Source organism: Streptomyces sp. NPDC004667 (assembly GCF_040609475.1).
In the GTDB taxonomy this organism is placed as follows: domain Bacteria; phylum Actinomycetota; class Actinomycetes; order Streptomycetales; family Streptomycetaceae; genus Streptomyces.
In genome coordinates this window covers 50,800-76,917 of sequence record NZ_JBEXKC010000010.1, presented here as the reverse complement: position 1 = coordinate 76,917, position 26,118 = coordinate 50,800, and the positions used below count along the sequence as shown (strand labels likewise).

Here is a 26,118-nt window from a genome sequence, read left to right as displayed (position 1 = left end):
GGCCCGTCGCCTCGTTCCCCACCGCCGCAAGGCCGCTCAGGACAGCGGGCTGACGATCCATTCGCCGCGCCGCATGACGCCCTTGAGGCCGAACGTACCGTCGAGGACGACCAGGTCGGCGTACTTGCCCGGCTCCAGCGAGCCGACCTCGCCGTAGAGGCCGAGGAGCTTGGCGGGGTTGGCCGAGATCGCCTGGACCACGGATTCGACGGGCAGCCGGTCGACGGTCACCGACCGCTTGAAGGCGGTGTCCAGGGTCAGGGTGGAGCCCGCGATGGAGCCGCCCTCCACGAGGCGGGCGACGCCGTCCTTGACCTCCACCTCCAGCGGGCCGAGGTGGTAGGTGCCGTCGCCGAAGCCGGCCGCGTCCATGGCGTCGGTGATCAGCGCCACGCGGTGGGCGCCGGCGTGGTGGAAGGCCAGCTCCAGCATCGCCGGGTGCAGGTGGGTGCCGTCGTTGATCAGCTCGACGGTGACCCGCTCGTCCTCCAGCAGCGCGGCGATCGGTCCGGGGGCGCGGTGCTCCAGGCCGGGCATCGCGTTGTAGAGGTGGGTGGCGACGGTCGCGCCGGCGTCGATGGCCTGGCGGGTCTGGTCGTACGTGGAGTCCGTGTGGCCGATCGCGGCGATGACCCCGTGCTCGGCCAGCAGCCGTACGGAGTCCAGTCCGCCCGGCAGTTCGGTGGCGAGGGTGAACATCCGGGCGGTGCCGTGCGCGGCGTCGACCAGCTTGCGGACCTCGGCCGGGTCGGGGTCGCGGAGCAGGTCCGCCTTGTGCGCGCCCTTGCGGCAGGGGTTGATGAAGGGGCCCTCGAAGTGGACGCCGGCGATCTCGCCCTGCTGGGTGAGTTCGGCGAGCAGGGCGGCGCGCCGGGCCAGTTCGTCGAGGTCGCCGGTGACGGTGGAGGCGACGAGGGTGGTGGTGCCGTGCTCGCGGTGGGTGCGTACGCCCTTGAGGACCTCCTCGGCGGTGCCGGAGGTGAAGGAGGCGCCGCCGCCGCCGTGGTTGTGCATGTCCACGAAGCCGGGGACGATCCAGTGCCCGGACAGGTCGACGATCTCGGCGCCCTCGTGGGCGCTGCCCGCGATGCGGTCGCGCTCGACGATGACCCGGCCTCCCGCGACGGTCCCGGTGGGCAGCACCACCCGGGCGCCGGAGAGAACGGTGCTGTGTGCGCTTCCGGACATCAGGCAGGTACCTCCGTGGCGAGTAGGTCCCAGGCGAGCAGCCCTGCGCCCAGGCATCCGGCCGTGTCCCCGAGGGCCGCCGGAACGATCTCGGGCAGCCGCTGGAACGTCACGCGCTCCTCGACGGCCGTCCGAAGTGGTGTGAACAAGGTTTCCCCCGCCTCGGCCAGCCCGCCACCGATGATCAGCGTGCTCGGGTCCAGCAGGGTGATCGCGGTGACGAGCCCGTCGGCGAGGGCGCCGATCGCGGTGAGCCAGACCTCGCGGGCGCGCGCGTCGCCGGACTCGACGGCCTTGGCGCAGTCGGCCGCGTCGGCCGCCGGGTCGCCGGAGGCTGCGGCCCAGGCGCGGGAGACGGCGGAGGCGGAGGCCAGGGTCTCCAGGCAGCCGTGCTGGCCGCAGCCGCAGGCGGGACCGCCGGGGCGGACCACGATGTGGCCGATCTCGCCCGCGTAGCCGTGGGCGCCGGCCTCGATGCGGCCGGCGATGCCGATGGCGCCGGCGATGCCGGTGCCGAGCGGGACGAACAGGAAGCGGTCGGTGCCCCGGCCCGCGCCGATGCGGCCCTCGGCGAGCCCTCCGGTGCGGACGTCGTGGCCGAGGGCGACGGGGACGCCGCCCAGGTGGGCGCCGAGGAGCGCGCGCAGCGGGACGTCGCGCCAGCCGAGGTTGGCGGCGTAGACGGCGATGCCCCGTTCGGCGTCGACGATGCCGGGTACGGCCACTCCGGCGGCGGAGGCGGTCGTGCCGAAGCGTTCGCGGCCCAGGCGCAGCAGCTCGTCGGCGAAGTCCAGGATCGTCTCGACGACGGCTTCGGGGCCCCGCTCGCGGCCGGTGGCGCGGCGCGCCTCGTGCAGCAGGTTGCCGTCCCGGGCGATGAGGGCGGCCTTCATCCCGGTGCCGCCCACATCGAGGGCGATGACGTGTTTCACGGGTTTCACAGGAGACAGTCTCGCGCGCTCGGGAGGGAAAGGTCTAGTCCATTGAAGGGGATTGTTGAGCCGCCATACAAATTCGGGACCTTGGTCCGGATACGGTCCGGACACAGTCCGGGCGCCACGCCGTTCCGGATGTGGAGGAGCCGCCAAAGTGGTGTAGACCTTACGTCGAATCGTACGTACAAAAAGGGGTGGATCGAGAACCGTGAAGGGCCGTTACCTGAGCCTGGCCGCTACCGGGGCCGCACTGTGCCTGACGGCGACGCTGACGGGCTGTGGAACCGTGTCGGGTCTCAGCGGGGACAACGAGGTGACCCTGCGGGTCGTGGCGGCCGATTACGGCGACAATCCGCAGAACTCCTCCGCGACCTACTGGAAGGGCCTCGCCTCCTCCTTCGAGAAGGACAACCCCGGCGTGCACGTCGAGGTCAGCGTCTACTCCTGGTCGGAGGTCGACGCCAAGGTGGCCGCGATGGTCAAGGCGGGCAAGGCCCCCGACATCGCGCAGATCGGCGCCTACGCCGACTACGCCGAGGCGGGCAAGCTCTACACCGCCGACGAGCTGCTCTCCGTCAACACCGAGGCCGACTTCCTCGCCCCGCTCGCCGACGCGGGCAAGGTCAAGCGGGTCCAGTACGGAATGCCCTTCGTGGCCAGCACCCGGCTGCTCTTCTACAACACCAAGCTGCTCGGCGACGCCGGAGTGATACCCAAGGACGGCTCGGCCCCCTGGCAGCCCAAGAGCTGGGCGGACCTGGAGGCGGCCGCCAAGAAGCTCAAGGGCGCCGGCGTGCCCACCCCCTTCGCCCTGCCGCTGGGCCGCGAGGAGGCCCAGGCCGAGTCGATGATGTGGATGCTCGCGGGCGGCGGTGGCTACACCGACAACGAGGAGGCGTACGCGATCGACTCCCCGGAGAACGTGAAGTCCTTCGAGTTCCTGCGGGACAAGATGGTCGGACAGGGCCTGACCGGCCCGGTCGAGCCGGGCAAGCTGGACCGCCAGGCCGCCTTCGACGCCTTCACCCGGGGCGAGGTGGGCATGCTCAACGGCCACCCCACCCTGCTCAAGCAGGCCGCGGGCAAGGGCGTGAAGTTCGGCATGGTCCCGATGCCGACCGCCGACGGCGCCGACCACTCCGCGATGGGCGTCGCGGACTGGGTGATGGCCTTCAAGAACGGCCACAAGAAGGAGGCCGGGAAGTTCCTGGACCACCTGTACTCGGCGAAGAACGTGACCGCCTTCACGTCCACGTACGACCTGCTGCCCGTCACCACCAGCGGCTACCGGGCCATGGACGCGAGCACGGGCGGCTCGGCGGCCCAGCTGAAGACCTTCCTGACCGCCCTGCCGACCTCCCGGCTCTACCCGGTCGGCAAGAAGTCCTGGGCCGGGGTCAGCGAGGACATCAAGCAGAAGATCGGACAGGTCGTCCAGCCGGGCGGAAAGCCCGAGAAGGTCCTGGAGGACATCGCGACGACCGCGCGCAAGGCGGACGGCGACCACTGAGCCGGCGCCGCCCGCCGCAGGCACCCGGCAGCGCCCTCGCGCGGGGCCGCACGAGGGCGCTGTCGGCGGGCGGCGTTAATCTGGCCGTATGACGGACGACGGGCGGCTGACGGCCACGGAGGCCGCCGTGCTCGCGTACGAAGGCCGCACCTGGCCCGGGCCCGGCGCCAAGGAGCGGGCGATACGGGAAGGGCTCGGCCTGACCCCCGTCCGCTACTACCAGCTGCTCAACGCCTTGATGGACGATCCACGCGCGCTCGAACACGCACCGGGCACCGTCAACCGGCTCCGGCGGATCCGCGAGGCCCAGCGGGCGCGGCGGTAGGTGACTGTCCGCGAAGGGGTGGGCGCGTCCGGGCGTCGCCGGTAGGGTCGTCTGCATGGGGAGCCATCCGCACGACCTGCCGATGCCCGTGCCCGCCACCGCAGCCGGACGCGAGGGACTCGAAGCCCTCCTCCGCGCACCCCGCGACGCCGTCGTCGCCCTCGACTTCGACGGCACCCTCGCCGAGATCGTCCCCGACCCGGACCAGGCCCGCGCGCACCCGGACGCCGTACCGGCGCTCGCCGCGCTCGCCCCGCAGATCGCGGCCGTCGCCGTGGTCACCGGCCGCCCGGCCGGGGTCGCCGTCCGCTACGGCGGCTTCGCCGGAGTACCCGGCCTGGAACACCTCGTCGTCCTCGGCCACTACGGGGCCGAGCGCTGGGACGCCGTCACCGGCATCGTGCACGCCCCCGCCGAACACCCCGGAGTGGCCGCCGTACGGGCCGAGCTGCCCGGCTTCCTCGACGCCATCGGCGCATGGCGCGGGACCTGGATCGAGGAGAAGGGCCGCGCGCTGGCCGTCCACACCCGGCGGGCCGAGGATCCGGAGGCGGCGTTCGGCGCCCTGCGGGAACCCCTCGCGGAGCTCGCCGCCCGCCACGGGCTGATGGTCGAGCCCGGCCGGGCCGTGCTGGAGCTGCGCCCGCCGGGCATGGACAAGGGCGTCGCCCTGACGGAGTTCCTGGAGGAGCGGCGGGCCGGGGCCGTGCTGTACGCGGGCGACGACCTCGGGGACCTCGCGGCGTTCTCGGCGGTCGAGAAGCGCCGGGCCGAGGGCCTGCCGGGGCTGCTGGTGTGCAGCGGCTCGGCGGAGGTCCCGGAACTCGCCGCCCGCGCCGACCTCGTCCTCCCGGGCCCGGCCGCCGTGACGGCCTTCCTCGCGACCCTCGCCGGGGCCCTGCGCACAGCCTGACCCACCTGATCCACCTGATCCGGGTGGGCCCGCCGGATCAGGGGATCAGCGTCGCGAGGCCGGCGCAGATCAGGCGCACGCTGAGCAGGAACTTCTCGTCCTCCCCATGGGCCGAGGCGGCGGCCACCGTCAGCGGGAAGCGCTCCAGCAGCGCGGCGACGTCCTCGGGCCCGACGGGCACCTCGGGGGACTCGCTCTGCTCCTGGAGCACGAAGCCCGTGAGGTGGCTGAGCAGCGCGTCGGCCCCGACGGCGCAGTCCGCCTCCGGCACGCCGGCCGCGCGCAGGGTCTCCAGCAGCCGCTCCATCACCGACAGCGCCCCGTCGCTGAGCACCTTCGGGCTGTCGGCGAACATCACCGCGCCCCCGGCGTGGCGCCGGATGCCGTCGCGCAGGGTGAGGGCCTGGACCTCCACCCGTTCCCGCCAGCCGGCGCCGGGATCCAGCGCGGCCAGGGCGGCGGTGCCGGCGTCGTAGGCCTGCCGCGCCACCCGGTCCGCCATCAGCCGGACCAGGACGCCCTTGCTGGGCACGTGGTAGTAGAGGCTGCCCGCTTTCGCGTCGAGCCGCTGGGCCACGCGCCGCATGGACAGGCCGTGGTAGCCGGACTCGGCGAACTCCGCCATGCCCGCGTCGATGATGCGTTCCTTCGTCAGCTTCACGGGAACAGCCTACGCCCATTTTCTAACACTGTTTGAAAGTGTCGGTCCTAAGCGCTACCGTCATCCCACGACGACCGGAGGGGGGTGGCGGCGATGGGCGCGATCGTGTTCAACGCGACCACGGCGGCACTGATGGTGATGATGTTCAACGCAGGCCTCGACCTGCTCGGCCGGGACACCCTGCGCGGGCGCCGCGTCCCCTGGGCGGCGGTGGCCCTGACCGGCCTCGCCCTCGCCGGGGTCGTCACGCAGCTGTGCTGGTCCGGGGCCATGGACGCCCTCGACGACGACCCCGCCCGGAGCGGCTGGTGGCGCGTCGTCACCGCCGTCTTCATGCAGAACGGCGGCCTCCTCGGCGGCGCCTGGAACATCGCCACCCTCGCCGCCGTCGCCGCGCTGGCCGACTGGTTCTGGGGCGCGCCCCGCACCCTGGCCCTGTTCCTCGCCGGGATCCTCCTGCCGGAGCACCTCGACGCCCTGCTCGGGGCCGGCGGCCACCACGCCGCCGACCCCCGCAACTACGCCGGGAGCTCGGGCGCCACGTACTTCCTCGGGGCCACCCTCGCCGCCGCCCTCCTGCTCCGCGCCCTGCGCCCGCGCAGGGCCGCGACGGCCGCCGGACACCCCGCCGCCGGCCACACCAAGGAGCTGCTGCTCGCCGCCGGGGTGCCCGTCCTCGGCCTCATCCTCTGGTTCGCCCAGGCCAACGGCCACGGCCTGGTCTCCTGCTACGGATTCCTCCTCGGCGCCCTCGCCCTGTGCCTCCCGGGCCCGCGGCCCGCGGCCGGGGAGGCCCAGGCCCCTGCCCCGGTTCAGGCCCCTGCCCCGGTTCAGGCCCAGGCCCCCGCCCAGGCCCAAGCCCCCGCCCAGGCCCCGGCCCAGGCTCCCGCTCAGGCCTCGGCCAGCGCCGCCAGCTGAGCCTCGAACCAGGCCGCCGGGGGCAGCGCCGTGGCCGCCGAGGCCAGCCGCTTCGTCCGCTCCGCCCGCTCCTCCCGGGGCATCGACAGCGCCTCGTGCAGGGCCTCGGCCGTCGCGCCGACGTCGTACGGGTTCACCGTGATCGCGTCGTCCTTCAGCTCCTCGTACGCCCCCGCCCCGGTCGACAGCACCAGCGCGCAGCCGTCCTCCGAGACCACCGGGATCTCCTTCGCGACCAGGTTCATGCCGTCCCGCACCGGGTTCACCAGCGCCACGTCCGCCATCCGGTACGCCGCCAGCGAGCGCGCGAAGTCGTCCTCGACCGACACCAGCACCGGCTGCCAGTCCGCCGTCCCGAACTCCTCGTTGATCTCCGCCGCCAGCTCCCGCACCGAATCCGTGTACGCCCGGTACACCGCCAGGTCCTGCCGTGAGGGGTACGCGGAGGCCAGGTGCACCACCCGCTCCCGCCACTCGGGGTGCGTGACGAGCAGCTCCCGGTAGGCCAGCAGCCCGCGCAGGATGTTCTTCGACAGCTCCGTGCGGTCCACGCGGACGATCGTCCTGCGGCCCGCGACCTCCGCCCGCAGCGCCGCCAGCCTGTCGTCCACGACCGGCCGGTGCGCCAGCGCCCGCAGGTCGTCCGCGTCCACGCCGAGCGGGTACTGCCGGACCTCGGTGAACCGCTTCCGCTCGTAGCCGCGCCCGCCGGGGTCGATCCTGCGGTGCCACACCCCGCGCTCGGGGACCCCGCTGGGCAGGGAGGAGTCCGCGATGCCGGTCGCGTCCTCCCTGTTGGCCCCCACGATGAAGTTCACCGACCAGCGCCAGGCGTGGAAGCCCAGCTGGTCCGCGCCGAGCATCCCCCACACCAGCTGCCCGCGGATGTCGTCGGGCAGCATCTCCATGAACTCCCGCGACGCCCACGGGGTGTGCGTGAAGTGCGCGATCCGCAGGTCCGGCCGCAGCTCGCGCAGCTGCCCCGGGACCAGCGCCAGGTGGTAGTCCTGCACCAGGACGCGGGCGCCGTCGGCGGCCTCCTCGGCCAGCGCCTCGGCGAAGGCCCGGTTGTAGGCGACGTACGCCTCCCAGTGCCGGCGGAACGCCGCGTCGAAGACCGGCTCGCGCGGGACGTCGTAGAGGTGGTGGTGGGTGAACCAGAGCACCGAGTTGGCGATGCCGTTGTACGCGCCGTCGTACACGGCCGGGTCGATGTCCAGCATCCGCACCCCCGGCTCGGAGGTGCCCCGGCGCACCGCCTCCCGGTCGGCGTCGGAGAGGGCCGCGCAGATCCAGAGGGCCTCCGGCTGCTTCGCGAGGGCCGCCGACAGGCCGGAGACGAGCCCGCCCCCGCCGCGCCGGGCGCTGAGCGTGCCGTCGTCGGAGAGGGCGTACGAGAGCGGGCCGCGGTTCGCGGCGACGAGTACCTGAGAAGCCATGGGGCGAACCTAGCCCGGCCCGCCCCGGCTCAAACTCGTGTGCGGCGCCGCTCCGGCGGCCGTCAAGCCACGCGGCGGCCCGCGTACTCCTTGATCTCCGCCATCGGCGGCCGCTCCTCGGTGTCCACCGCGTAGGTGCGCGGAACGAACCCGTCCGGCCCCCGCTCGAACTGGGTCAGCTCCGGCCGTACGAGGTGCGCGCGCGAGAGCCGGACCTGCGCGGTGCGGTAGATCGCGGCGGCCATCCGGCCCAGCGCCCGCCCGTCCTGGTGCCGGTGCAGCCGCACCCCGACGTCCACCTGGGCCAGCGCGTCCAGCCCGACCGTGTGCAGCGCGTCCACCAGCAGGCCCAGCTCCACGCCGTAGCCGACGGGGAAGGGGAGCCGCTCCAGCAGGGAGCGCCGTACGGCGTACTCCCCGCCGAGCGGCTGCACGAAGCCGGCCAGCTGCGGCCAGTGCAGGTTCAGGAGGGGGCGCGCGACCAGCTCGGTCACCCGGCCGCCCTGGCCGGGGGCGTCCGCGAGCGGGCGGTCGTACATGGCCTTGACGAACTGCACCTGCGGATCGGTCAGCAGCGGGCCGACGATCCCGGAGACGAAGGACGCCGAGAAGTCCCGCAGGTCGGCGTCGACGAAGCAGACCACGTCACCGGTGGTGGCGAGCAGCGAACGCCACAGCACCTCGCCCTTGCCGGGCAGCGCGGGGATCCGCGGCAGGATCGCGTCCCGGTGCACGACCCGGGCGCCGGCCGCGGCCGCCACCTGCGCCGTACGGTCGGTGGAGCCGGAGTCGACCACCACCAGCTCGTCGACCAGGGGGACCGGCAGGCCGTCGATCAGATCGCGCCGGATCACCCGGACGATCTCCCCGACCGTGGCCTCCTCGTCGAGCGCGGGCAGCACCACGCTGACCGTCGTCCCGGCCGCCCGTTTCCGGTCGAGCAGCTGGTCGAGCGGTCGGTCGGCGGCGGACCAGGAGCGGTCTGCCAGCCAGCGCTCCACCTCATCCAGCACCCTCAGCACTCCCTGGTTCCTCGGCGGCCCTCGGAGATATCGGCCGATTTGTGATCCATCTCGCGGTTCGGACGGCTGTCTCAACCGCCCTGGCCTTCGGTTACAGTCTTGAACAACGCGAAGGACCACGGCATGCCGGGGTCCCCGCGCACAAACGCACCGGCGCGCCACAGAGCGCGTGTGCCGGTGCCATACCGCTCATCCAGAGGGGCAGAGGGACACGGCCCGTTGAAGCCCCGGCAACCCTCCAGTCGGTTCTCGCGATGCGTTTCGACACGCACGCCGCGAGGTCCCCGGCTAGGGAAGGTGCCAATTCCGTCTCATGGCGAAGTGCGCCATGGGGAAGATGAGGAGAAAGGGCCTCGCCGTCATGGCTGCACAGACCGTCACCACCTCCACCGCCCCCGGTTCCGTCGATCTCGGACCCGCCACCGGCCTCTCCTGTCGCGAGTGCGGCACCCGCTTCGAACTCGGCCCGATCTTCGCGTGCGTCGAGTGTTTCGGTCCGCTGGAAGTCGCCTACGAGCTGCCGCTCGGCGACCCCGAGGCCCTGCGCGCCGCGATCGAGGCCGGCCCGAACAACATCTGGCGCTACGCCCCGCTGCTGCCCGTTCCCGCGGACGTGGCCTCCAAGCCCAGCCTGAACCCCGGCTTCACCAAGCTCGTGGACGCGCGGAACCTGGCCAAGGAGCTGGGCGTCACCGGCAAGCTGTACGTCAAGGACGACTCCGGCAACCCGACGCACTCCTTCAAGGACCGCGTCGTGGCCATCGCCGTCGAGGCGGCCCGCGCCTTCGGCTTCACCACCCTGTCCTGCTCCTCCACCGGCAACCTGGCCGGCGCCGTCGGCGCCGCGGCCGCCCGTGCCGGCTTCCGCTCCTGCGTGTTCATCCCGCACGACCTGGAGCAGGGCAAGGTCGTCATGGCCGGTGTCTACGGTGGCGACCTCGTCGGCATCGAGGGCAACTACGACGACGTCAACCGCTTCTGCTCCGAACTCATCGGCGACCCGCTGGGCGAGGGCTGGGGCTTCGTCAACGTCAACCTCCGCCCGTACTACGGCGAGGGCTCCAAGACCCTGGCGTACGAGATCTGCGAGCAGCTCGGCTGGCAGCTGCCCGACCAGATCGTCATCCCGATCGCGTCCGGCTCCCAGCTGACGAAGATCGACAAGGGTCTGCAGGAGCTGATCAAGCTCGGCCTGGTGGAGGACAAGCCGTACAAGATCTTCGGCGCCCAGGCCGAGGGCTGCTCCCCGGTCTCCACCGCCTTCAAGGCCGGCCACGACGTGGTCCGCCCGCAGAAGCCGGACACCATCGCCAAGTCGCTGGCCATCGGCAACCCGGCGGACGGCCCGTACGTCCTGGACATCGCCCGTCGCACCGGCGGCTACGTCGAGGACGTCAACGACACCCAGGTCGTCGAGGCGATCAAGATCCTGGCGCAGACCGAGGGCATCTTCGCCGAGACCGCGGGCGGCGTGACCGTCGGCGTGACGAAGAAGCTGATCGAGAACGGGCAGCTCGACCCGGCGCTGACCACCGTGATCCTGAACACCGGTGACGGCCTCAAGACCCTGGAGGCGGTGGCCGCGGACAGCGGCCAGACCGCCACCATCCGCCCGAGCCTGGACGCGTTCCGCGCCGCCGGCCTGGCCTGACCCTTCCCACGACTCCCGGAAAGGCGGTAGCGCCATGAGCGTCAACGTCCGCATCCCCACCATCCTGCGCACCTACACCGGCGGCGTCGCCGAGGTCCCGGCCGAGGGCTCGACCCTGGCCGAGGTCATCCAGTCCCTGGAGCAGAACCACCCGGGCATCGCCGCGCGCGTCCTGGACGACCAGGGCAAGCTGCGCCGCTTCGTGAACGTCTACGTCAACGACGACGACGTGCGCTTCGAGGGCGGCCTGCAGGCGGCGACGCCGGACGGCGCCGGCGTCTCGATCATTCCGGCCGTCGCGGGCGGCTGAGACCCCGAAAAGTAGAATTGCCCCCTCCGCTAATAAGTGGAGGGGGCAATTCTGCTTGATTGGGCGCGGTAGAGTTGGGGAAGTCCCCTCCGGTGCTCTTGCCCGCCGCATATGAGCGGGCCCCGTGAGGGTTGACATTGAGTCAACATGCGTGCGCCCTATGGGGCTTTGGCGAAGCTTGTCTGGCCCGAGTTGCCCTGCCATATGCCAAATTTTCACTCTATTTCTATGTTTCCGCGTGTCCAGAATTCTCGTCGGATTGACCTGTTGCAGACAGCAGCGGTGCGGATACATTCAGCCCCGGTCGAGGCGTTCCGGCGCAAGTTCTGACCCGGGACCGCGAAGTGCGGTACCGCGCAAGGGCCAGTAATAGGGGAGTTAGGCATGGCTCAGGGCACCGTCAAGTGGTTCAACGCGGAGAAGGGCTACGGCTTCATCGCGGTCGACGGTGGTGCGGATGTGTTCGTCCACTACAGCGCCATCCAGATGGACGGGTACCGCACCCTTGAAGAGGGTCAGCGGGTCGAGTTCGAGATCTCGCAGGGCCAGAAGGGTCCGCAGGCGGACATGGTCAAGCTCGCTGCTGCCGGCTGATACCGAGCGCGATCGACCACCGACGCGACAGACGTACGAGGGGCCCACATCCCGGACACGGGATGCGGGCCCCTCGTGCGTCGCCCCTTGCGCCCGGCCGGAAGCCGCCCGGCGTTGCCCGAAGCCGCTTGCACTCGCGGGGGTCGAGTGCTAATCATTGGCGTTAGCACTCTCCAGGTGAGAGTGCTACTAAGACGAGGACCGGGTCGGTGAGGCCCGACGGGTCCGGCGGGAAGGAACCGCCGGCTCCGCAGGCCGTCCGTCGCGGGCGCGGGCGCGGTCCGGAGCAATCCACCCCTGTCCGGGAGGACCACTTCAGATGGCCAAGATCATTGCGTTCAACGAGGAGGCCCGGCGCGGTCTCGAGCGTGGCATGAACCAGCTCGCCGACGCCGTCAAGGTCACCCTTGGCCCCAAGGGTCGCAACGTCGTCCTTGAGAAGAAGTGGGGCGCCCCCACGATCACCAACGACGGTGTCTCCATCGCCAAGGAGATCGAGCTCGAGGACCCGTACGAGAAGATCGGCGCCGAGCTGGTCAAGGAAGTCGCCAAGAAGACGGACGACGTCGCCGGCGACGGTACGACCACCGCCACCGTCCTCGCCCAGGCTCTCGTCCGCGAGGGTCTGCGCAACGTGGCCGCGGGTGCCAACCCGATGGCCCTCAAGCGCGGTATCGAGAAGGCCGTCGAGGCCGTCTCCGCCGCCCTGCTCGCGCAGGCCAAGGACGTCGAGACCAAGGAGCAGATCGCTTCCACGGCCTCCATCTCCGCCGCCGACACCCAGATCGGCGAGCTCATCGCCGAGGCCATGGACAAGGTCGGCAAGGAAGGCGTCATCACCGTCGAGGAGTCGCAGACCTTCGGTCTGGAGCTCGAGCTCACCGAGGGCATGCGCTTCGACAAGGGCTACATCTCGGCCTACTTCGCGACCGACATGGAGCGTATGGAGGCGTCCCTGGACGACCCGTACATCCTGATCGTCAACTCCAAGATCGGCTCGGTCAAGGACCTCCTGCCGCTCCTGGAGAAGGTCATGCAGTCCGGCAAGCCGCTGCTGATCATCGCCGAGGACGTCGAGGGCGAGGCCCTGTCGACCCTGGTCGTCAACAAGATCCGCGGCACCTTCAAGTCCGTCGCCGTCAAGGCCCCGGGCTTCGGCGACCGCCGCAAGGCCATGCTCGGCGACATCGCCATCCTCACGGGCGGCACGGTCATCTCCGAGGAGGTCGGCCTCAAGCTGGAGAACGCCGGTCTCGACCTGCTCGGCCGCGCCCGCAAGGTCGTCATCACCAAGGACGAGACCACCATCGTCGACGGTGCCGGTGACAGCGACCAGGTCCAGGGCCGCGTCAACCAGATCCGCGCCGAGATCGACAACTCCGACTCGGACTACGACCGCGAGAAGCTCCAGGAGCGCCTCGCGAAGCTGGCCGGCGGCGTGGCCGTCATCAAGGCCGGCGCCGCGACCGAGGTCGAGCTCAAGGAGCGCAAGCACCGCATCGAGGACGCCGTTCGCAACGCGAAGGCGGCCGTCGAGGAGGGCATCGTCGCCGGCGGTGGCGTGGCCCTGCTGCAGGCCTCCTCGGTCTTCGAGAAGCTGGAGCTCACCGGTGACGAGGCGACCGGCGCCAACGCCGTGAAGCTCGCGCTGGAGGCCCCGCTCAAGCAGATCGCCGTCAACGGTGGTCTCGAGGGTGGCGTCGTCGTGGAGAAGGTGCGCAACCTGGCCGTCGGCCACGGTCTGAACGCCGCCACCGGCGAGTACGTCGACATGATCGCCGAGGGCATCATCGACCCGGCGAAGGTCACGCGCTCCGCGCTGCAGAACGCCGCGTCGATCGCCGCGCTGTTCCTGACGACCGAGGCCGTCATCGCCGACAAGCCCGAGAAGGCCGGTGCCCCCGCGGGCGGCGGCATGCCGGGCGGTGACATGGACTTCTGATCGGCCCCTGGCTGATCGGCTGTTCTCGAACGAGGGCGGCACCCCCTGCGGGGGGTGCCGCCCTCGGGCGTTTCAGGGGCTTCTAGAAGCCGGTGGTGTCGAGCGTGAAGCCGAACGGTTCCGGGATGGGCAAGGAACCGCCGAAGGCGACCGTCTTGCGGGAGCGGTAGCCCTGCGGGGAGGGGTCGGCGAAGCAGGTGATCTCGGATCCCTGCATGTCCACGACCAGATAGACGGGCACGATCCGGCCGTACACCTCCAGCTTCTCCTGCCAGTCGGCGTCCTTGGTGGACACGGAGGTGAACTCGCCGACGAGGGACAGGGCGGCGCTGTCCGCGTGGCGGCCCTCCTTCTCGAACTCGGCCTCGTCCGCCACGTACAGGTCCGGCCCGTAGCCGCGCTCCACCGACGGGAACTGGAAGAGGAAGGGGGACGTGTCTGCGAAGTGTCCCTCGGGGAGGTGTGCCTGAAGCTGCTCGCGCAGCACCCGCATGCGCCGGGAGTAGCGAAGCCTGGACCACGGTGACACGACGATCTTCCCCCGGATGAGCTCGGCCTTGTAGCCGTCTGGTGTGTTCATCTCCTCGACGGTGCGCAGGAGCGCTTCGAACGTCGGTGGTGCAGCCTGTTCTATCGGTGTGGCCCGTTCGGTCATGATCGTCACCGTCGTCCTCCGCGTGGCGTGGTGTGCCGTGCACGGGGCGTGAGCCCCGTTCCAGGCTAGCGGCGCTCGGGTGTTCGCGCCCGGGTGTCGAGACGGGGCGCCGCCGGGCCGGGGGCTTTGGTTGACTTGGGGTATGAGCGATCTCTTCGTGAAGATCTGCGGGCTCAGGACCGCCCGCGACGTCGACGTGACCGTGGAGGCCGGGGCCGATGCCGTCGGTTTCGTGTTCGCGCCCGGCAGCCCCCGGACCATCGGGGCCGGTGCGGCGCGGGAGCTGGCCGCGCGGGTGCCCGCCGGGGTGCTCACCGTCGGGGTGTTCCGGGGGCAGTCCGTCGAGGAGGTGCGCCGGCTCACCGAGGAGAGCGGCGTGCGCGGCGTGCAGCTGCACGGGGACGAGCCGCCCGCGTACTACGAGGCCCTGTGCGCGCCCGGCCGGACCCTGCTGCGGGCCACCGCCGAGCGGGTGGAGCGCTGCGGCGAGTACGGGGAGGACCTGCTGTTGATCGACGCGCCCGACCCCGGCTCCGGCAAGCCCTGGAACTGGGGCGCGGCGGATTTCACCGCCCCCGCGGGCCGCTGGCTGCTGGCCGGCGGGCTGAACCCGGGCAACGTGCGCGAGGCGGTGGCGGCGACCGGGGCCTGGGGGGTGGACGTCTCCAGCGGGGTCGAGGCGGAGCGCGGGGTGAAGTCCCCGGAGCTGATCCGTGACTTCATCAACGCAGTGCGATCATATGATTACTCTGCGTAAAAATGCCAGTGTGAGGTGCCGCTGAGCGGGCACAACGCCTGTATGGAACCGGAAACGTTCGGATGGCTGCGGCGCCTGACGCGCCGCCTCGCTCCCGGAGGTGGCGGCGGAGGGCTGCCCGGGCTCGCCCCGCGCCTCGCCCCCGTCTTCACCGCCGACTTCACCTCGACCACCCAGTGGGTGGCCGGCCGCTCCTGGGCCTATCCCAACGGCGGCCCGGTCAACCCGGGCGACAACAAGCTCGACCACCTCGTCGCCGACCCCGCCTACAGCCGCAGCGGAACCTTCCTCGCGACCCTGCGCCCCGACGGGAACTGGGACACCGGACTGCTCACCACCGAGGGCAGCGACGAGGGCTTCATGGTCCGCACCGGCGACGTGCTGGAGGCACGGGTGCGGCTGCCCGCCGAGACGGGAGCCTGGCCCGCGATCTGGACCTGGCGCGACGGCGGTCAGGAGATCGACGTCTTCGAGTACCACCCCGACAACCCCGACCTGCTCGAACTCTCCAACCACGTCCGCGAGGCGCACCGCTACTACCGCGACCCCGCCGTCCGCCCCGGAGCATGGGTCGACCTGAAGGTCGAGTTCGGCCGGACCTCGGTCGTCTGGTGGGTCAACGGCGCGCGCGTCTTCTCCGACCGCCGGGGCGTGGGGCGCGGCTGGCGCGCGTACCTCATCGTGAACCTGTCGGTGTGCGCCGGGCGGTACCACCCGGCGCCCGGTCCGGAGCTGAAGCGGATGTCCTACGAGGTCTCGCAGCTGCGGGTGTCCCGGGCCTGAAGCGGTGGGGAACGCGGGCCTTCGGGCCCCGGGGGAGCGGACCTAGGTCCCTGTCGGGGGGCCTTCCGTCCCGGCCAGACTTCGGTTCATGGACACCCTGGACGCGCTGATCCTCACCGTGAACGACCACCTCTGGACGTATCTGCTGATCCCGTTGGTGGTGGGCGCGGGCCTGTACTTCACGGTCCGCTCCCGGGGTGTGCAGCTGCGCCTGCTGCCGGAGATGTTCCGGGTGGTGGGGGAGAAGACCCCGCCGCGCGCCGACGGCCGCGAGCAGGTCTCCTCCTTCGGAGCCTTCACCATCTCGGCGGCCGCCCGCGTCGGCACCGGCAACATCGCGGGCGTCGCGACCGCCATCACCCTGGGCGGGGCGGGCGCGGTCTTCTGGATGTGGGTGATGGCCGTCATCGGCGCGGCCTCCGCCTTCGTGGAGTCGGCCCTGGCCCAGCTGTACAAGGTGCGCGGTTCCACCGGCGCCTTCCGGGGAGGTCCCGCCTACTACATGCAGCGCGGCCTGGGGAAGCGGTGGCTCGGCGTGCTCTTCGCCGTGACGATCACGGTCACCTTCGGTTTCGTCTTCAACGCCGTGCAGGCCAACACCATCACGGCCGTCGCCGCCGGCTCCCTCCCGGAGGCGGACACGGCCTGGTTCGGGCCCGCGGCCGGGGTGCTGCTCGCCGTGCTGCTGGGCTTCGCGGTCTTCGGCGGGGTCCGGCGGATCGCGTCGGTGACCACCGTCCTCGTTCCCGTCATGGCGGTGCTCTACCTGCTGCTGGGCGCGGCCGTGGTGCTGCTCAACATCACCGAGTTCCCGCGCGTCATCGCCGACATCGTCGGTGGCGCCTTCGGCCTGCGGGAGCTGGCGGCGGGTGGTCTCGGCGCGGCCATACAGCAGGGCATCCGGCGCGGCATGTTCTCCAACGAGGCGGGGTTGGGCTCCGCCCCGAACGCGGGCGCCGCCGCCACGGTCTCGCACCCGGTGAAGCAGGGGCTGGTCCAGTCCCTGGGCGTCTTCTTCGACACGATGCTGGTCTGCACGATGACGGCGTTCATCGTGCTCGTGACCGACCCGGAGCCCTCCGGCCGGCAGGGCGCGGACCTGACGCAGACCGCGCTGAGCGGCTCGCTCGGGGCATGGGCCGGGCACGTGCTGACCGTCGTCGTCTTCATGCTGGCGTTCAGCTCGATGATCGGGAACTACTACTACGGGGAGACGAACATCCGCTTCGTCACCCGCCGGCGCTGGGTCCTGCCCTCGTACCGGGTGCTGGTGCTGTCGGCGGTCGTGGCCGGCTCGCTCGGTTCGGTGGCGGTGGTCTGGAACCTCGCGGACGTCTTCATGGGGCTGATGGCCCTGGTCAACCTGCTCGCGATCCTGCCGCTGTCGGCGATCGCCTTCCGGCTGCTGGACGACTACCTCGCGCAGCGCCGCGCCGGCCTCGACCCGGTCTTCACCCGCGACCGGATGCCGGACCTCAGGGGCGTCCAGTGCTGGGACCCGGTGCCCGCGGGGACCGCCGCGCCGGAGCGGGCCGTGACCTCGGCATAGCCTGCCCCGGGTCGCCCGTACGGGTGGATTCGTGGGGGCCGTGCGCGGGGGCGCGGACCGGGGCGCCGGCGGCGAATGATCGTTTCTTCAGGCGGTGTGGCGGGTCCGTGACACGCGGCGCGGGCCTTCGGCCAGGCGGAGGCGGGCGGCTCAAGTCGGCTCCGGGGGTGACCCGATGAACCGGAGGGCCGCCTCCCGGGAACCGCCGCCGGTGCGGGGCGCGGCTCACCCCCGCCGATCCCCACGCACTCCAGGGAGTTCCCTCCATGCGTCTGCTCGCCGCGCGCCTGACCACCGCCGCCGTCCTGGCCCTGAGCTCCGTGGCGGCCGGTACGGCCTCCGCCGCAGCCCCCGAGCCGACGCCGGCTCCGCTGCACACCTCCGCGAACGCCATCCCCGGCAGCTACATCGTCACCCTCGCCAAGTCCCTCGACCCGAAGAACTTCGCCGAGGCCGTCGGGGTCAAGCCGAAGTTCGTCTACACCACGGCGATCAACGGGTTCGCGACGAGCCTCACGCCGAAGCAGCTGGAGACGGTCCGGGAGTCGTTCGGCGTGCTGTCCGTGGAGGAGGACGCGCGGGTCAGCGGCCCGCCGATGCCCTCCACGGGCGTTCAGACGAAGTCCCCCGCCCACTCCTGGGGCCTGGACCGGATCGACCAGCGCTTCCTGCCGCTCGACAACAACTTCAGCGCCAACCACAGCGGCGAGGGCGTGACGGCGTACATCCTCGACAGCGGCATCGACTTCAGGCACCCCGACTTCGGGGGCCGTGCGCGCGCCGGCTTCGACGCGATCGGCGACGGCCGCAACGGCGCGGACTGCAACGGCCACGGCACGCACGTCGCGGGCACCGTCGGCGGTACGACCTTCGGGGTGGCGCGCAAGGTGAACCTGGTCAGCGTCCGCGTCCTGGGCTGCGACAACCGCGGCGCCTGGTCGGGGATCATCGCAGGCTTCGACTGGGTGGCCCGCAACGCCCAGCAGCCGGCGGTCCTGAACGCCTCCCTGGGCGGTGACCGGCTCGAATCCGTGAACGCCGCCGCCACCGCGGTGTCCGACCGGGGCGTGCTGCCGATCATCGCGGCGGGCAACGACAACAGGGACGCCTGCCGGGTGTCGCCCGCCTCCGCCGCCCGCGTGGTGACGGTCGGCGCGACGAACCGCTTCGACGAGGAGACCGACTTCTCGAACTGGGGCGAGTGCCTCGACCTGTACGGACCCGGCAAGGACATCGTCTCCGCGCGGCTCGGCGGCGGCAGCGTGGCCCTGGACGGCACCTCGATGGCGACCCCGCACGTCACCGGGGTGGCCGCCCTCTACAAGTCCCTGCACCCGAACGCGCTGCCGGCCGAGGTGGCGAACTTCCTCAACGACGCGTCCACGAAGGACATCGTGCAGAACCGCAGCGACAACACCCCGAACAAGCTGCTGTTCACCGACGGTCTCTGATCCGGGCCGCCGCGGGGCGGTGGCGGCGCGACCGCCGCCGCCCCGCGGTCCGTCCCTACGCGGGCACCGGCTGCTTCGCCGGACCGGCGGCGGCCGGGCTGTCCGCCGCCGGGTCCGGGTCGGTGTCGAGCTCGGCCAGCATCTGCCGGGTGAAGCCGAAGAAGTAGGTCGCGGCGAAGCCGACCAGGTAGCCGACGGCGAGGCCGCCCGCGTAGACGGCGACGGTGGCGCCCATGCCCGCCTTGCCGTCCAGCAGCGGGAACAGGGCCCAGCCCGAGGGGCCGATCGCGGTGGAGCCGAAGCCGACGCCGAGCTGGTTGAACAGGCCCACGAAGGCCCCGCCCGCCGCGCCGCCGACGCAGGCGGTGACGAAGGGGCGGCCCAGCGGCAGGGAGACCCCGTAGATCAGGGGCTCGCCGACGCCCAGGAATCCGGCCGGGAGCGCGGACTTGATGGTGGTGCGCAGCGAGCGGTTGCGCGGGAGCCGGTAGTAGACGGCGATGGCCGCGCCGACCTGGCCCGCGCCGGCCATGGCCAGGATGGGCAGGAGCACCGTGTAGCCGGTCTGCTCGATGAGGGTGGTGTGGATGGGGATCAGGGCCTGGTGCAGGCCCAGCATCACCAGGGGGAGGAAGAGCCCGCCCAGTACGAGCCCGGCGAAGGCGCCGCCGGTGGCCAGGAGCCAGGTGGCGAAGGTGCCGATGGCGCTGGACACCGTGCCGGCCAGGAACATCAGGCCGAAGAGGGTGACCAGGCCGGAGACCAGCACGGTGAGGGTGGGGGTGACCAGCACGTCCAGGGCCTCGGGCACCCGCTTGCGGCACCACTTCTCCACCTGGACGGCGAGCAGCGCCGCCGCGAGCGCGCCGAGGACGCCGCCCTGGCCGGGGGAGAGGTGCTGGCCGAAGGCGTCGATCTTCGTGACGCCGGGGAAGACGATGATCGCGGCGACCGCGCCGCCGAGGACCGCGGTGCCGCCGAACTCCTTGGCGGTGTTGTAGCCGACGAACACCGCGATCAGGGACATGAAGCCGGAGGAGATCGCGGCGAGCGCCGGGACGAGCGCCGGGAGCCAGCCGAGGTTGGTGAGCATGCCGTTCAGGCCCGCGATGATCCCGCAGCCGATGAGGGCGGGGATCAGCGGGACGAAGATGTTCGCGACGCGGCGCAGGAACAGTTTGAACGGGGTCGCGTTGCGGGCCTTCTGGGCGTCCTTCAGAGCCGCTCCACGGTCGGCCAGTTCGGCTGAGGTGACGGCGGGGTGCGGCGCCGCGGTGGCGGGGGCCGGTTCCGCGGCGGCCTGTGTGCGGCCCTCGGCCACCAGTGCCTCGAACTCGGGGGTGACGCGGGCGACGGTCCCCGGGCCCAGCACGATCTGGTAGGTGTCGTCCTCGACCACGCCCAGGACCGCCGGGAGGGCCTTGAGCTCCTGGTGCCGGACGAGCGAACGGTCGCGCACCGCGATGCGCAGGCGGGTCATGCAGTGTGCGACGGAGGTGATGTTGTCCGGGCCGCCGACCAGAGGAAGGATCGCGGCGGCTGTGGCGCGGTTCTTGTCAGTGGACATGGTGGGTCGCCTTGCGTTGGGGGAGCGGGCGGGGTGGAGAGGGGCGGAGCCGGTCGGCGGTCCGGGGGTCAGCGGGTCTCGGCGAGGGCGGCGCGCAGGTGGCCGCCGGAGGCGGCCAGGAGGGCGGCGGCGGTGGGGCCGTCGACTTCGCCGAGGATCACGAGGATGGCGTTCTTGACCTCGCCGTCCGTGGCGGTGAGGGCGGCCTCGATCTCCGCGTCGGGCGCGCCGGTGGCCAGGGCGACGATGCGGCGGGAGCGGGCGCGCAGCTTCTCGTTGGAGGCGCGCACGTCGACCATGAGGTTCCCGTACGTCTTGCCGAGGCGGATCATCGTGACGGTCGAGATCAGGTTCAGGACGAGCTTCTGCGCGGTGCCCGCCTTCAGCCGGGTGGACCCGGTGAGCAGCTCCGGGCCGACCACGACCTCGATCCCGTGCTCGGCGGCCGCGGCGAGGGCGGAGCCGGCGTTGCAGGAGAGCCCGACGGTGAGCGCGCCGCGGGAGCGGGCGAAGTCGACGGCGCCGATCGCGTACGGGGTGCGGCCGGACGCGGAGATGCCGATGACGCTGTCGTCGGCGGTCAGGCCGAGGGCGGTGAGGTCGGCGGCGGCCAGCTCCGCGGAGTCCTCGGCGCCTTCGACGGCCTTGACCATCGCGGTGGGGCCGCCCGCGATCAGGCCGACGACCTGCTCCGGGTCGGTGTTGAAGGTGGGCGGGCACTCGCTGGCGTCCAGCACCCCGAGGCGGCCGGCGGTGCCCGCGCCCGCGTAGACGAGGCGGCCGCCGCGGGCCATCCGCTCGGCGATCCCGTCGACGGCGGCGGCGATCCGCGGCAGCTGCCCGGCCACGGCGGCCGGGACGGTGGCGTCCTCGGCGTTCATGACGCGGGCGATCTCCAGGGTGGGGAGCCGGTCGATGTCGGCGAGCTCGGGGCGGAAGGCCTCGGTGGTCAGGGTGTCGAGCTGGGCGCGGAGGGCGGCGTACGCGGTCATGTGCGGGACTCCTGGCGGGCGGTACGGGGCGCGGTGGCGCGGTGGCGGGGGGCGAGGGCCTCGTAGGACGCGGCGAGCGCGGGCGCGGCCGTCTCGTACGTCCGCTGTGCGACGCCGACGAACAGGCAGTCGACGACGAGGAGCTGGCTGGTCCGGCTCGACATGGCGGCCGGGCGCAGCCGGCTCTCGCGGGCGGCCGAGGTGGCCAGGACGAGGTCGGCGTAGTGGGTGACGGGCGCGGAGGGGCTGCCGGTGACGGCGATGGTGGTCGCGCCCCGTTCGAAGGCGTGGCGCAGCGGGTCGATGACGTCGCCCGTGCCGCCGGAGTGGGTGATGGCGACGGCCACGTCCCCGGGGCGGAGCTGGACGGAGTTGGTGACGGCGAGGTGGGGGTCGTGGTGGGCCTGCGCGATCAGGCCGATGCGCAGCAGCTTCTGTGCGAGGTCCTGGCCGACGAGGGCGGAGGCGCCGACGCCGTACACGTCGATGCGACGGGCGTTCGCGAGGGCGTCGACGGCGGCGGACAGCTGGGCCAGGTCGAGTGCGGCCGCGGTGTCGGCGAGGGTCTGCGCCTCCTCGTGGGCCAGCTTGGCGACGACGTCGCGGAGGGGGTCGTCGACGGCTATGCCGGCGGTGACGGCGGGAGCCGCGTCGGACTCCTGCCGGCCCGCGAGCGCGGCCAGGGCCAGGCGCAGGTCGCGGTAGCCGGGGTAGCCGAGGAGGCGGGCGGTGCGGACGACGGTGGCCTCGCTGGTGCCGGTGCGTTCGGCGAGGGCGGTGACGGTGAGCCGGGAGCAGCCGGCGGGATCGGCGGCGACGGCTTCGGCGACGATCTGCACGGACCGTGTCATGGACGCTCCGAGCCCGCGGATCCGGGCCCGCAGGGCGGCGGGGGTGGGGGCGGGCGCGGGGGGCGCGTCGGTGGCCGGACCGGCGGATTGGTCGGCAGCCGGATCTGGAGCCGGATCTGGAGCCGGATCGGAAGCCGGATCGGTGCCGGGTGAGGGTGCCGGTGCGGTCGTGAAGGTTTCTTTCGCGTTCTGGCTCACCCTTGAAAGCTATTTTCGCGGCCTGTGGCCGTCAAGGTGCCATGAGGTCCCGGCGCGCCGGGACTTCGGACCCCCGGCGGAAGGGCCTTAGCCACCGGCCCGGTACGGGTCCACAATGGGCGCATGGACCACGCGACCCCCCTGGAACAGGCGCTGCATGTCGCCCGTGCACTTGTTCTCGCCGACCTCGCCGCCGGCGAGGTCGCCGATGCCGACGTCGTCTCCCTCGTCGAGGACTCGGTCACGCACCGCCGGTGGTGGGTGGAGCAGTGGCCCGAGGGGGTCGACTACCTCGCCGGACTCGTCGCGCAGGACGTGAAGGACGCGCTGCTGGAGAAGTACGGGCGCTGGCCGCTGTGCCCCGTGTGCGCGCACGGGGAGCCGCACGCGCTGGACGTGGAGCCGGAGCTGGGTCCCGACCCCCACTGGGTGTGCTCCGAGGCGGGCGTACGGGTGGCGGCGGTGGGCGGCCTCGGGCCCGTCTTCCATCCGGGCCGGTGAGCCGCCGGTGACGGTGTACATCGACCCGCCCGTCTGGCCGGGGCACGGCCGCATGTGGTCGCACCTGGTCAGCGACGTCTCGTACGAGGAGCTGCACGCCTTCGCGGCGGGCATCGGGTGCCCGCCGAGGGCCTTCGAGCGGGACCACTACGACGTGCCCTCGCACCGGTACGCGGACGCGGTCGGGGCGGGAGCTGTGGAGATCGGCAGCAAGGAGCTGGTGCGCCGGCTGACGGACGCGGGGCTGCGGCGGCCGAAGGGCCGCCCGGCCTGAGGCGCGGGACCTGAGGCCGGGCGCGGGACGGCCGGGCGCGGGACCGCCGGGCGCGGGACCGCCGGGGTTACGCCTCGGCCGGCTGGGCCGAGGGGGCCGGGGCGGCGGTGCCCGAGGCGATCACCGTGCTGGCGGTGGGCGGCGTACGGCGGTCCAGGCGCAGGGCGATCACGGTGAGCGCGATCGCGGTGAGGGTCATGGCCGCGCCCGCCCAGGCGGGGCTCGCGAAGCCCCGTCCGGCGTCGATGACGGTGCCGCCGAGCCAGGGGCCGCCGGTGTTGCCGAGGTTGAACGCGGCGGTGGTGGTGGCTCCGGCGAGGGTGGGGGCGGCGCCCGCGACGTTGAACATGCGGGCGTTGAGGGCGGGGGCGGTGAAGAACGCCGAGACGCCGAGCAGGAAGGACAGGGCGATCGCGGCCGCCGCGCTGGAGGCCAGGACCGTGAGCGCCGCGAGGAACACCGTGGAGGCGGTGATGCCCCAGATCATCACCCCGAACAGGTGCGCGTCGGCGATCCGCCCGCCGATGGTCGTGCCCACGAGCGCACCGACGCCGAAGAGGCCGAGGATCCACGGCACCCATGCCGCGTCCAGCCCGGCCACGTCCGTGAGCAGCGGCGACAGGTAGCTGAAGGCGCAGAAGACGCCGCCCGCGGCCAGCGCGGTGATGCCGATGGACAGCCACACCTGCCGGTCGCGGTAGATGCGCAGCTCGCGGCCGAGGCGGGGCTTCTCGGCGGGCAGCGGGATCTTCGGGATCAGGGCCAGGATGCCGGCGAGGGCGACGGCGGAGGCCGCTCCGACCGACCAGAACGCGGCCCGCCAGCCGAACTGCTCGCCGAGGAAGGCGCCGGCCGGGACGCCGAGGACGTTGGCGATGGAGAGGCCGCCGATCATGACGGCCATGGCGCGGGCCCGCTGGTCCCTGTCCACCATGGCGATGGCGACGGCCGCGCCGACGGCCCAGAACCCGGCGCAGGCGAGGGCGGAGACCACGCGGGAGGCGAAGAGCAGCCCGTACGTGGGGGCCAGCGCGCCCGCGACCTGCCCGAGGCCGAAGAGGCTGATGAGGGCGACGAGGGTGGTGCGGCGCGGCAGCCGGAGGGTGGCGACCGCCAGCAGCGGGGCCCCGACGACCATGCCGATCGCGAAGGCGGATATCAGCAGTCCCGCCTGCGGGATCGTGACGCCCATGTCCTCGGCGATGGGTGGCAGCAGCCCGGACAGCATGAACTCGCTGGTGCCGAGTGCGAAGACGGACAGGCCGAGGACGTAGACGGCGACGGGCATGCGGGGGCGTACGGGGGCTGCGGGCATGTCCTTCACGAACCGCCGGGGCGGAGGGGACATTCCCGGCGGGGCGGAGTCTGTCAGGTCGGGTCAGCTGAGCCTTCGGAGTTCCGCGGCGAGGTTGTCGCGGGCCGGTGCCTCCCAGTGCTCGGCGCCGTGGGGGGTGCGGAAGAGACGGGGGAGGTCGAGCAGCTGGCGCAGGACGGCGGCGCGGCCGGTGCGGAAGGCCTCGTCGGGGACGAACGCGTACTCCTCGCGGACGGCGGCGGCGTACGCGGCGTAGGCCTCGGGGGTGCCGGCGAGGACGGCGAGGTCGGCGTCGCAGAGGACCTCGCCGTCGGTGTCGCCGGGGGCGGGGTCGTGGGTGACGGTGAGCCGGACCAGGCGGGCGACCTCGGCGGTGCGGGCGTCGTCGACGCCGAGCTCGGGGAGGGCGCGCTCGGCGAGGGCGGCGCTGCGTTCCTCGTTCTCGGAGCGGTCGGGGCGGTAGACGGCGTCGTGGAACCAGGCCGCTAGCTCGACGGCGCTGCGGTCGGCGGCGTGCGGGGCGAGTACGTCGAGGCGGTCCAGTACGTGGGCCAGGTGCGCGGTGGTGTGGTACCGGCGGTGGGGCTCCGCCCAGGCGGCGAGGAGGCGGTCGGCGTAGGGATCGGGGTCGTGGGCGGCTCCGGCGGCGGTGGCCGTGGCCCGCCAACGGGCGCGCAGGGCGGCGGTGTCGGCGGTGGCGCCGCCGTGCGGGGTGTCTGCGTTCATGCGCACATTGTGGGGGTGGCGTGATAGCGCTGGTCGAGTGCGGTGGTGGGCCCGTACCCTGGATATTGGACTAGACCTATTTTCCATATCCGAACAAGCGGAACAAAGGACGGCATCGAATGAGCAACCGTGCGCTCCTGGAGGTGATCGCCCTCGACGCGCAGGACGCGGTCGCCGCGCAGGCCGGTGGGGCGGACCGACTCGAAGTGATCACCGATATGGCCGCCGACGGGCTCACGCCGTCGCGCGAGACCTTCGCGGCGATCCGGTCGGCGGTCGACATCCCGCTGCGCGTGATGCTCCGCAAGGCCGACGGGTTCGCGGCCGGCGATGTCTCCCGGCTGGTGGAGGTGGCGCGGGAGATGCGGGCGGAGGGGGCGACGGAGTTCGTCCTCGGGTTCCTGAACCCGGACGGCAGCCCGGACCTGGCGGCGGTCGAGGCGGTCGTGGCGGAGCTGGACGGCTGCCGCTGGACCTTCCACCGGGCCATCGACCGGGCCGCGGACCGCGACCAGCTGCGCAAGGCGCTCGCCGACCTGCCGGGGCTGGACACCTACCTGACGGCGGGGTCGGCGGCCGGGGTCTCGGAGGGGCTGCCCGTGCTGCTGGCGGAGGCCGCGCGGGCGGGCGAGCCGGGGTACGGGGCCCGGATCCTGGTCGGCGGGGGGCTGAGCCTCGCGCACGTGCCGGGGCTGCGGGAGGGGGGCGTCGACGCCTTCCACATCGGCAGCGCGGCGCGCCCGTCGGGCTGGGACCGGCCGGTCTCGGCGGCGGCGGTGGCGGAGTGGCGGGAGGCACTGGGGTAGCCCTTGCCCTGGCCGGGCCCTTGCCCTGGCCGGGCGGGGTCGGGGGTGGCCGGGGTCGGTGCCGGGGTGGGGTGTCGTCCGGGACTGCATGATTTATGGCGCCCTGTCCGGGGCTGCGTTGGCGCTGGGTACCGCGCGCCAACAAATCACGTTTTACGTCCCGGCCAACACCCCACCCCGTCCCCGCCCCCGGCCGCTTCGATACCCCGCTTCGGGTGCGTTGCAGGCGAATTCGGCCCCGGCTGGCAAAATCCAGCCTCGCCGGCGTTTGAGGCGCGGGGTCTG

26 protein-coding genes and 1 riboswitch are annotated in these 26,118 nt (G+C 72.5%); of the genes, 15 read left to right on the top strand and 11 right to left on the bottom strand.

The window, feature by feature from the left end; genetic code table 11:
- Nucleotides 1-36 precede the first annotated feature (36 nt).
- Both nagA and ABZW32_RS08165 read right to left on the bottom strand, forming a co-directional pair.
- Complete coding sequence (nagA, locus tag ABZW32_RS08170) at nucleotides 37-1,188, bottom strand: N-acetylglucosamine-6-phosphate deacetylase (protein WP_356212850.1); 1,152 nt, start codon at nucleotides 1,186-1,188, stop codon at nucleotides 37-39.
- Nucleotides 1,188-2,120: an ROK family protein gene (locus ABZW32_RS08165; protein ID WP_356213027.1), complete on the bottom strand. Its 933-nt coding sequence runs from the start codon at nucleotides 2,118-2,120 to the stop codon at nucleotides 1,188-1,190. The genes nagA and ABZW32_RS08165 overlap by 1 nt, the downstream gene beginning before the upstream one ends.
- A 211-nt stretch (nucleotides 2,121-2,331) precedes the next feature.
- On the opposite strand from ABZW32_RS08165, the gene ABZW32_RS08160 reads away from it, so the two are divergent.
- The 3 genes from ABZW32_RS08160 (at nucleotide 2,332) to otsB (ending at nucleotide 4,871) form a co-directional block, all read left to right on the top strand.
- Complete coding sequence (locus tag ABZW32_RS08160; RefSeq protein ID WP_356212847.1) at nucleotides 2,332-3,633, top strand: extracellular solute-binding protein; 1,302 nt, start codon at nucleotides 2,332-2,334, stop codon at nucleotides 3,631-3,633.
- Between the two features lie 88 nt (nucleotides 3,634-3,721).
- Nucleotides 3,722-3,958, top strand: a complete 237-nt coding sequence (locus tag ABZW32_RS08155; protein ID WP_030232458.1) for a DUF3263 domain-containing protein — start codon at nucleotides 3,722-3,724, stop codon at nucleotides 3,956-3,958.
- Between the two features lie 55 nt (nucleotides 3,959-4,013).
- Nucleotides 4,014-4,871: a trehalose-phosphatase gene (otsB, locus tag ABZW32_RS08150; protein WP_356212843.1), complete on the top strand. Its 858-nt coding sequence runs from the start codon at nucleotides 4,014-4,016 to the stop codon at nucleotides 4,869-4,871.
- A 37-nt stretch (nucleotides 4,872-4,908) separates the two neighbouring features.
- On the opposite strand, the gene ABZW32_RS08145 is transcribed toward otsB, so the two are convergent.
- The gene (locus ABZW32_RS08145) at nucleotides 4,909-5,532 is read right to left on the bottom strand and encodes a TetR/AcrR family transcriptional regulator (protein ID WP_356212840.1); all 624 of its coding nucleotides are present in this window, start codon (nucleotides 5,530-5,532) and stop codon (nucleotides 4,909-4,911) included.
- Between the two features lie 93 nt (nucleotides 5,533-5,625).
- Here ABZW32_RS08145 and ABZW32_RS08140 point away from each other — a divergent pair, with 93 nt between their 5' ends.
- Entirely contained in the window at nucleotides 5,626-6,450 is an 825-nt protein-coding gene (locus tag ABZW32_RS08140) for a hypothetical protein (protein ID WP_356212837.1), read from the top strand.
- Here the strand turns inward: ABZW32_RS08140 and ABZW32_RS08135 are convergent.
- Both ABZW32_RS08135 and ABZW32_RS08130 read right to left on the bottom strand, forming a co-directional pair.
- The gene (locus ABZW32_RS08135) at nucleotides 6,423-7,889 is read right to left on the bottom strand and encodes a trehalose-6-phosphate synthase (protein ID WP_356212834.1); all 1,467 of its coding nucleotides are present in this window, start codon (nucleotides 7,887-7,889) and stop codon (nucleotides 6,423-6,425) included. The two genes, ABZW32_RS08140 and ABZW32_RS08135, sit on opposite strands and share 28 nt — an antisense overlap.
- Nucleotides 7,890-7,951: 62 nt before the next feature.
- On the bottom strand, nucleotides 7,952-8,902 hold the full coding sequence (locus tag ABZW32_RS08130) for a glucosyl-3-phosphoglycerate synthase (RefSeq protein WP_356212831.1): 951 nt from the start codon (nucleotides 8,900-8,902) through the stop codon (nucleotides 7,952-7,954).
- A gap of 195 nt (nucleotides 8,903-9,097) precedes the next feature.
- A riboswitch (SAM riboswitch) is annotated at nucleotides 9,098-9,255 on the top strand.
- 17 nt (nucleotides 9,256-9,272) lie between these two features.
- Between ABZW32_RS08130 and thrC the strand changes: the two genes are divergently transcribed.
- From thrC to groL, 4 genes are all read left to right on the top strand, one after another.
- A complete protein-coding gene (gene thrC / locus ABZW32_RS08125) occupies nucleotides 9,273-10,562 on the top strand; it encodes a threonine synthase (RefSeq protein ID WP_285536656.1) in 1,290 nt (429 codons plus the stop codon).
- A gap of 34 nt (nucleotides 10,563-10,596) precedes the next feature.
- Nucleotides 10,597-10,872 carry a MoaD/ThiS family protein gene (locus ABZW32_RS08120; RefSeq protein ID WP_030232477.1) on the top strand — a complete coding sequence of 92 codons (276 nt, stop codon included), beginning with the start codon at nucleotides 10,597-10,599 and terminating at the stop codon, nucleotides 10,870-10,872.
- A 384-nt stretch (nucleotides 10,873-11,256) separates the two neighbouring features.
- Nucleotides 11,257-11,466, top strand: a complete 210-nt coding sequence (locus ABZW32_RS08115) for a cold-shock protein (protein ID WP_030232479.1) — start codon at nucleotides 11,257-11,259, stop codon at nucleotides 11,464-11,466.
- A gap of 319 nt (nucleotides 11,467-11,785) precedes the next feature.
- Complete coding sequence (gene groL / locus ABZW32_RS08110) at nucleotides 11,786-13,408, top strand: chaperonin GroEL (RefSeq protein ID WP_266840732.1); 1,623 nt, start codon at nucleotides 11,786-11,788, stop codon at nucleotides 13,406-13,408.
- Between the two features lie 82 nt (nucleotides 13,409-13,490).
- Here the strand turns inward: groL and ABZW32_RS08105 are convergent, their stop codons facing one another.
- Complete coding sequence (locus ABZW32_RS08105; protein WP_356213024.1) at nucleotides 13,491-14,063, bottom strand: Uma2 family endonuclease; 573 nt, start codon at nucleotides 14,061-14,063, stop codon at nucleotides 13,491-13,493.
- 142 nt (nucleotides 14,064-14,205) lie between these two features.
- On the opposite strand from ABZW32_RS08105, the gene ABZW32_RS08100 reads away from it, so the two are divergent.
- The 4 genes from ABZW32_RS08100 (at nucleotide 14,206) to ABZW32_RS08085 (ending at nucleotide 18,603) form a co-directional block, all read left to right on the top strand.
- A complete protein-coding gene (locus ABZW32_RS08100) occupies nucleotides 14,206-14,820 on the top strand; it encodes a phosphoribosylanthranilate isomerase (RefSeq protein ID WP_356212826.1) in 615 nt (204 codons plus the stop codon).
- Between the two features lie 42 nt (nucleotides 14,821-14,862).
- Nucleotides 14,863-15,603 (top strand): beta-glucanase, encoded by a 741-nt coding sequence (locus tag ABZW32_RS08095; RefSeq protein WP_356212823.1) that lies wholly within the window; start codon nucleotides 14,863-14,865, stop codon nucleotides 15,601-15,603.
- Nucleotides 15,604-15,691: 88 nt separating this feature from the next.
- Nucleotides 15,692-17,152, top strand: coding sequence for an alanine/glycine:cation symporter family protein (locus ABZW32_RS08090; protein ID WP_356212820.1), 1,461 nt, complete (start codon nucleotides 15,692-15,694; stop codon nucleotides 17,150-17,152).
- A 266-nt stretch (nucleotides 17,153-17,418) separates the two neighbouring features.
- The gene (locus tag ABZW32_RS08085; RefSeq protein ID WP_356212817.1) at nucleotides 17,419-18,603 is read left to right on the top strand and encodes a S8 family peptidase; all 1,185 of its coding nucleotides are present in this window, start codon (nucleotides 17,419-17,421) and stop codon (nucleotides 18,601-18,603) included.
- Between the two features lie 55 nt (nucleotides 18,604-18,658).
- Here ABZW32_RS08085 and ABZW32_RS08080 read toward each other — a convergent pair whose 3' ends face one another.
- The 3 genes from ABZW32_RS08080 to ABZW32_RS08070 all read right to left on the bottom strand — a co-directional run bounded on the left by ABZW32_RS08080 (nucleotide 18,659) and on the right by ABZW32_RS08070 (nucleotide 22,046).
- Nucleotides 18,659-20,170, bottom strand: coding sequence for a PTS transporter subunit EIIC (locus tag ABZW32_RS08080; RefSeq protein ID WP_356212814.1), 1,512 nt, complete (start codon nucleotides 20,168-20,170; stop codon nucleotides 18,659-18,661).
- Between the two features lie 68 nt (nucleotides 20,171-20,238).
- Nucleotides 20,239-21,162, bottom strand: coding sequence for an N-acetylmuramic acid 6-phosphate etherase (gene murQ / locus ABZW32_RS08075; protein ID WP_356212811.1), 924 nt, complete (start codon nucleotides 21,160-21,162; stop codon nucleotides 20,239-20,241).
- Nucleotides 21,159-22,046 (bottom strand): MurR/RpiR family transcriptional regulator, encoded by an 888-nt coding sequence (locus ABZW32_RS08070; RefSeq protein ID WP_356213022.1) that lies wholly within the window; start codon nucleotides 22,044-22,046, stop codon nucleotides 21,159-21,161. Before ABZW32_RS08070 ends, murQ begins: the two co-directional genes overlap by 4 nt.
- Nucleotides 22,047-22,334: 288 nt before the next feature.
- On the opposite strand from ABZW32_RS08070, the gene ABZW32_RS08065 reads away from it, so the two are divergent.
- Entirely contained in the window at nucleotides 22,335-22,712 is a 378-nt protein-coding gene (locus ABZW32_RS08065) for a hypothetical protein (protein ID WP_030232504.1), read from the top strand.
- 7 nt (nucleotides 22,713-22,719) lie between these two features.
- Nucleotides 22,720-22,986: a DUF4031 domain-containing protein gene (locus ABZW32_RS08060; RefSeq protein ID WP_030232506.1), complete on the top strand. Its 267-nt coding sequence runs from the start codon at nucleotides 22,720-22,722 to the stop codon at nucleotides 22,984-22,986.
- Between the two features lie 67 nt (nucleotides 22,987-23,053).
- Here ABZW32_RS08060 and ABZW32_RS08055 read toward each other — a convergent pair whose 3' ends face one another.
- On the bottom strand, nucleotides 23,054-24,274 hold the full coding sequence (locus tag ABZW32_RS08055) for a Cmx/CmrA family chloramphenicol efflux MFS transporter (RefSeq protein ID WP_356213019.1): 1,221 nt from the start codon (nucleotides 24,272-24,274) through the stop codon (nucleotides 23,054-23,056).
- Nucleotides 24,275-24,364: 90 nt separating this feature from the next.
- Nucleotides 24,365-25,027, bottom strand: a complete 663-nt coding sequence (locus ABZW32_RS08050) for a hypothetical protein (RefSeq protein WP_356212807.1) — start codon at nucleotides 25,025-25,027, stop codon at nucleotides 24,365-24,367.
- Nucleotides 25,028-25,146: 119 nt separating this feature from the next.
- On the opposite strand from ABZW32_RS08050, the gene ABZW32_RS08045 reads away from it, so the two are divergent.
- Nucleotides 25,147-25,833 carry a copper homeostasis protein CutC gene (locus ABZW32_RS08045; protein WP_356212804.1) on the top strand — a complete coding sequence of 229 codons (687 nt, stop codon included), beginning with the start codon at nucleotides 25,147-25,149 and terminating at the stop codon, nucleotides 25,831-25,833.
- Nucleotides 25,834-26,118: the final 285 nt, after the last annotated feature.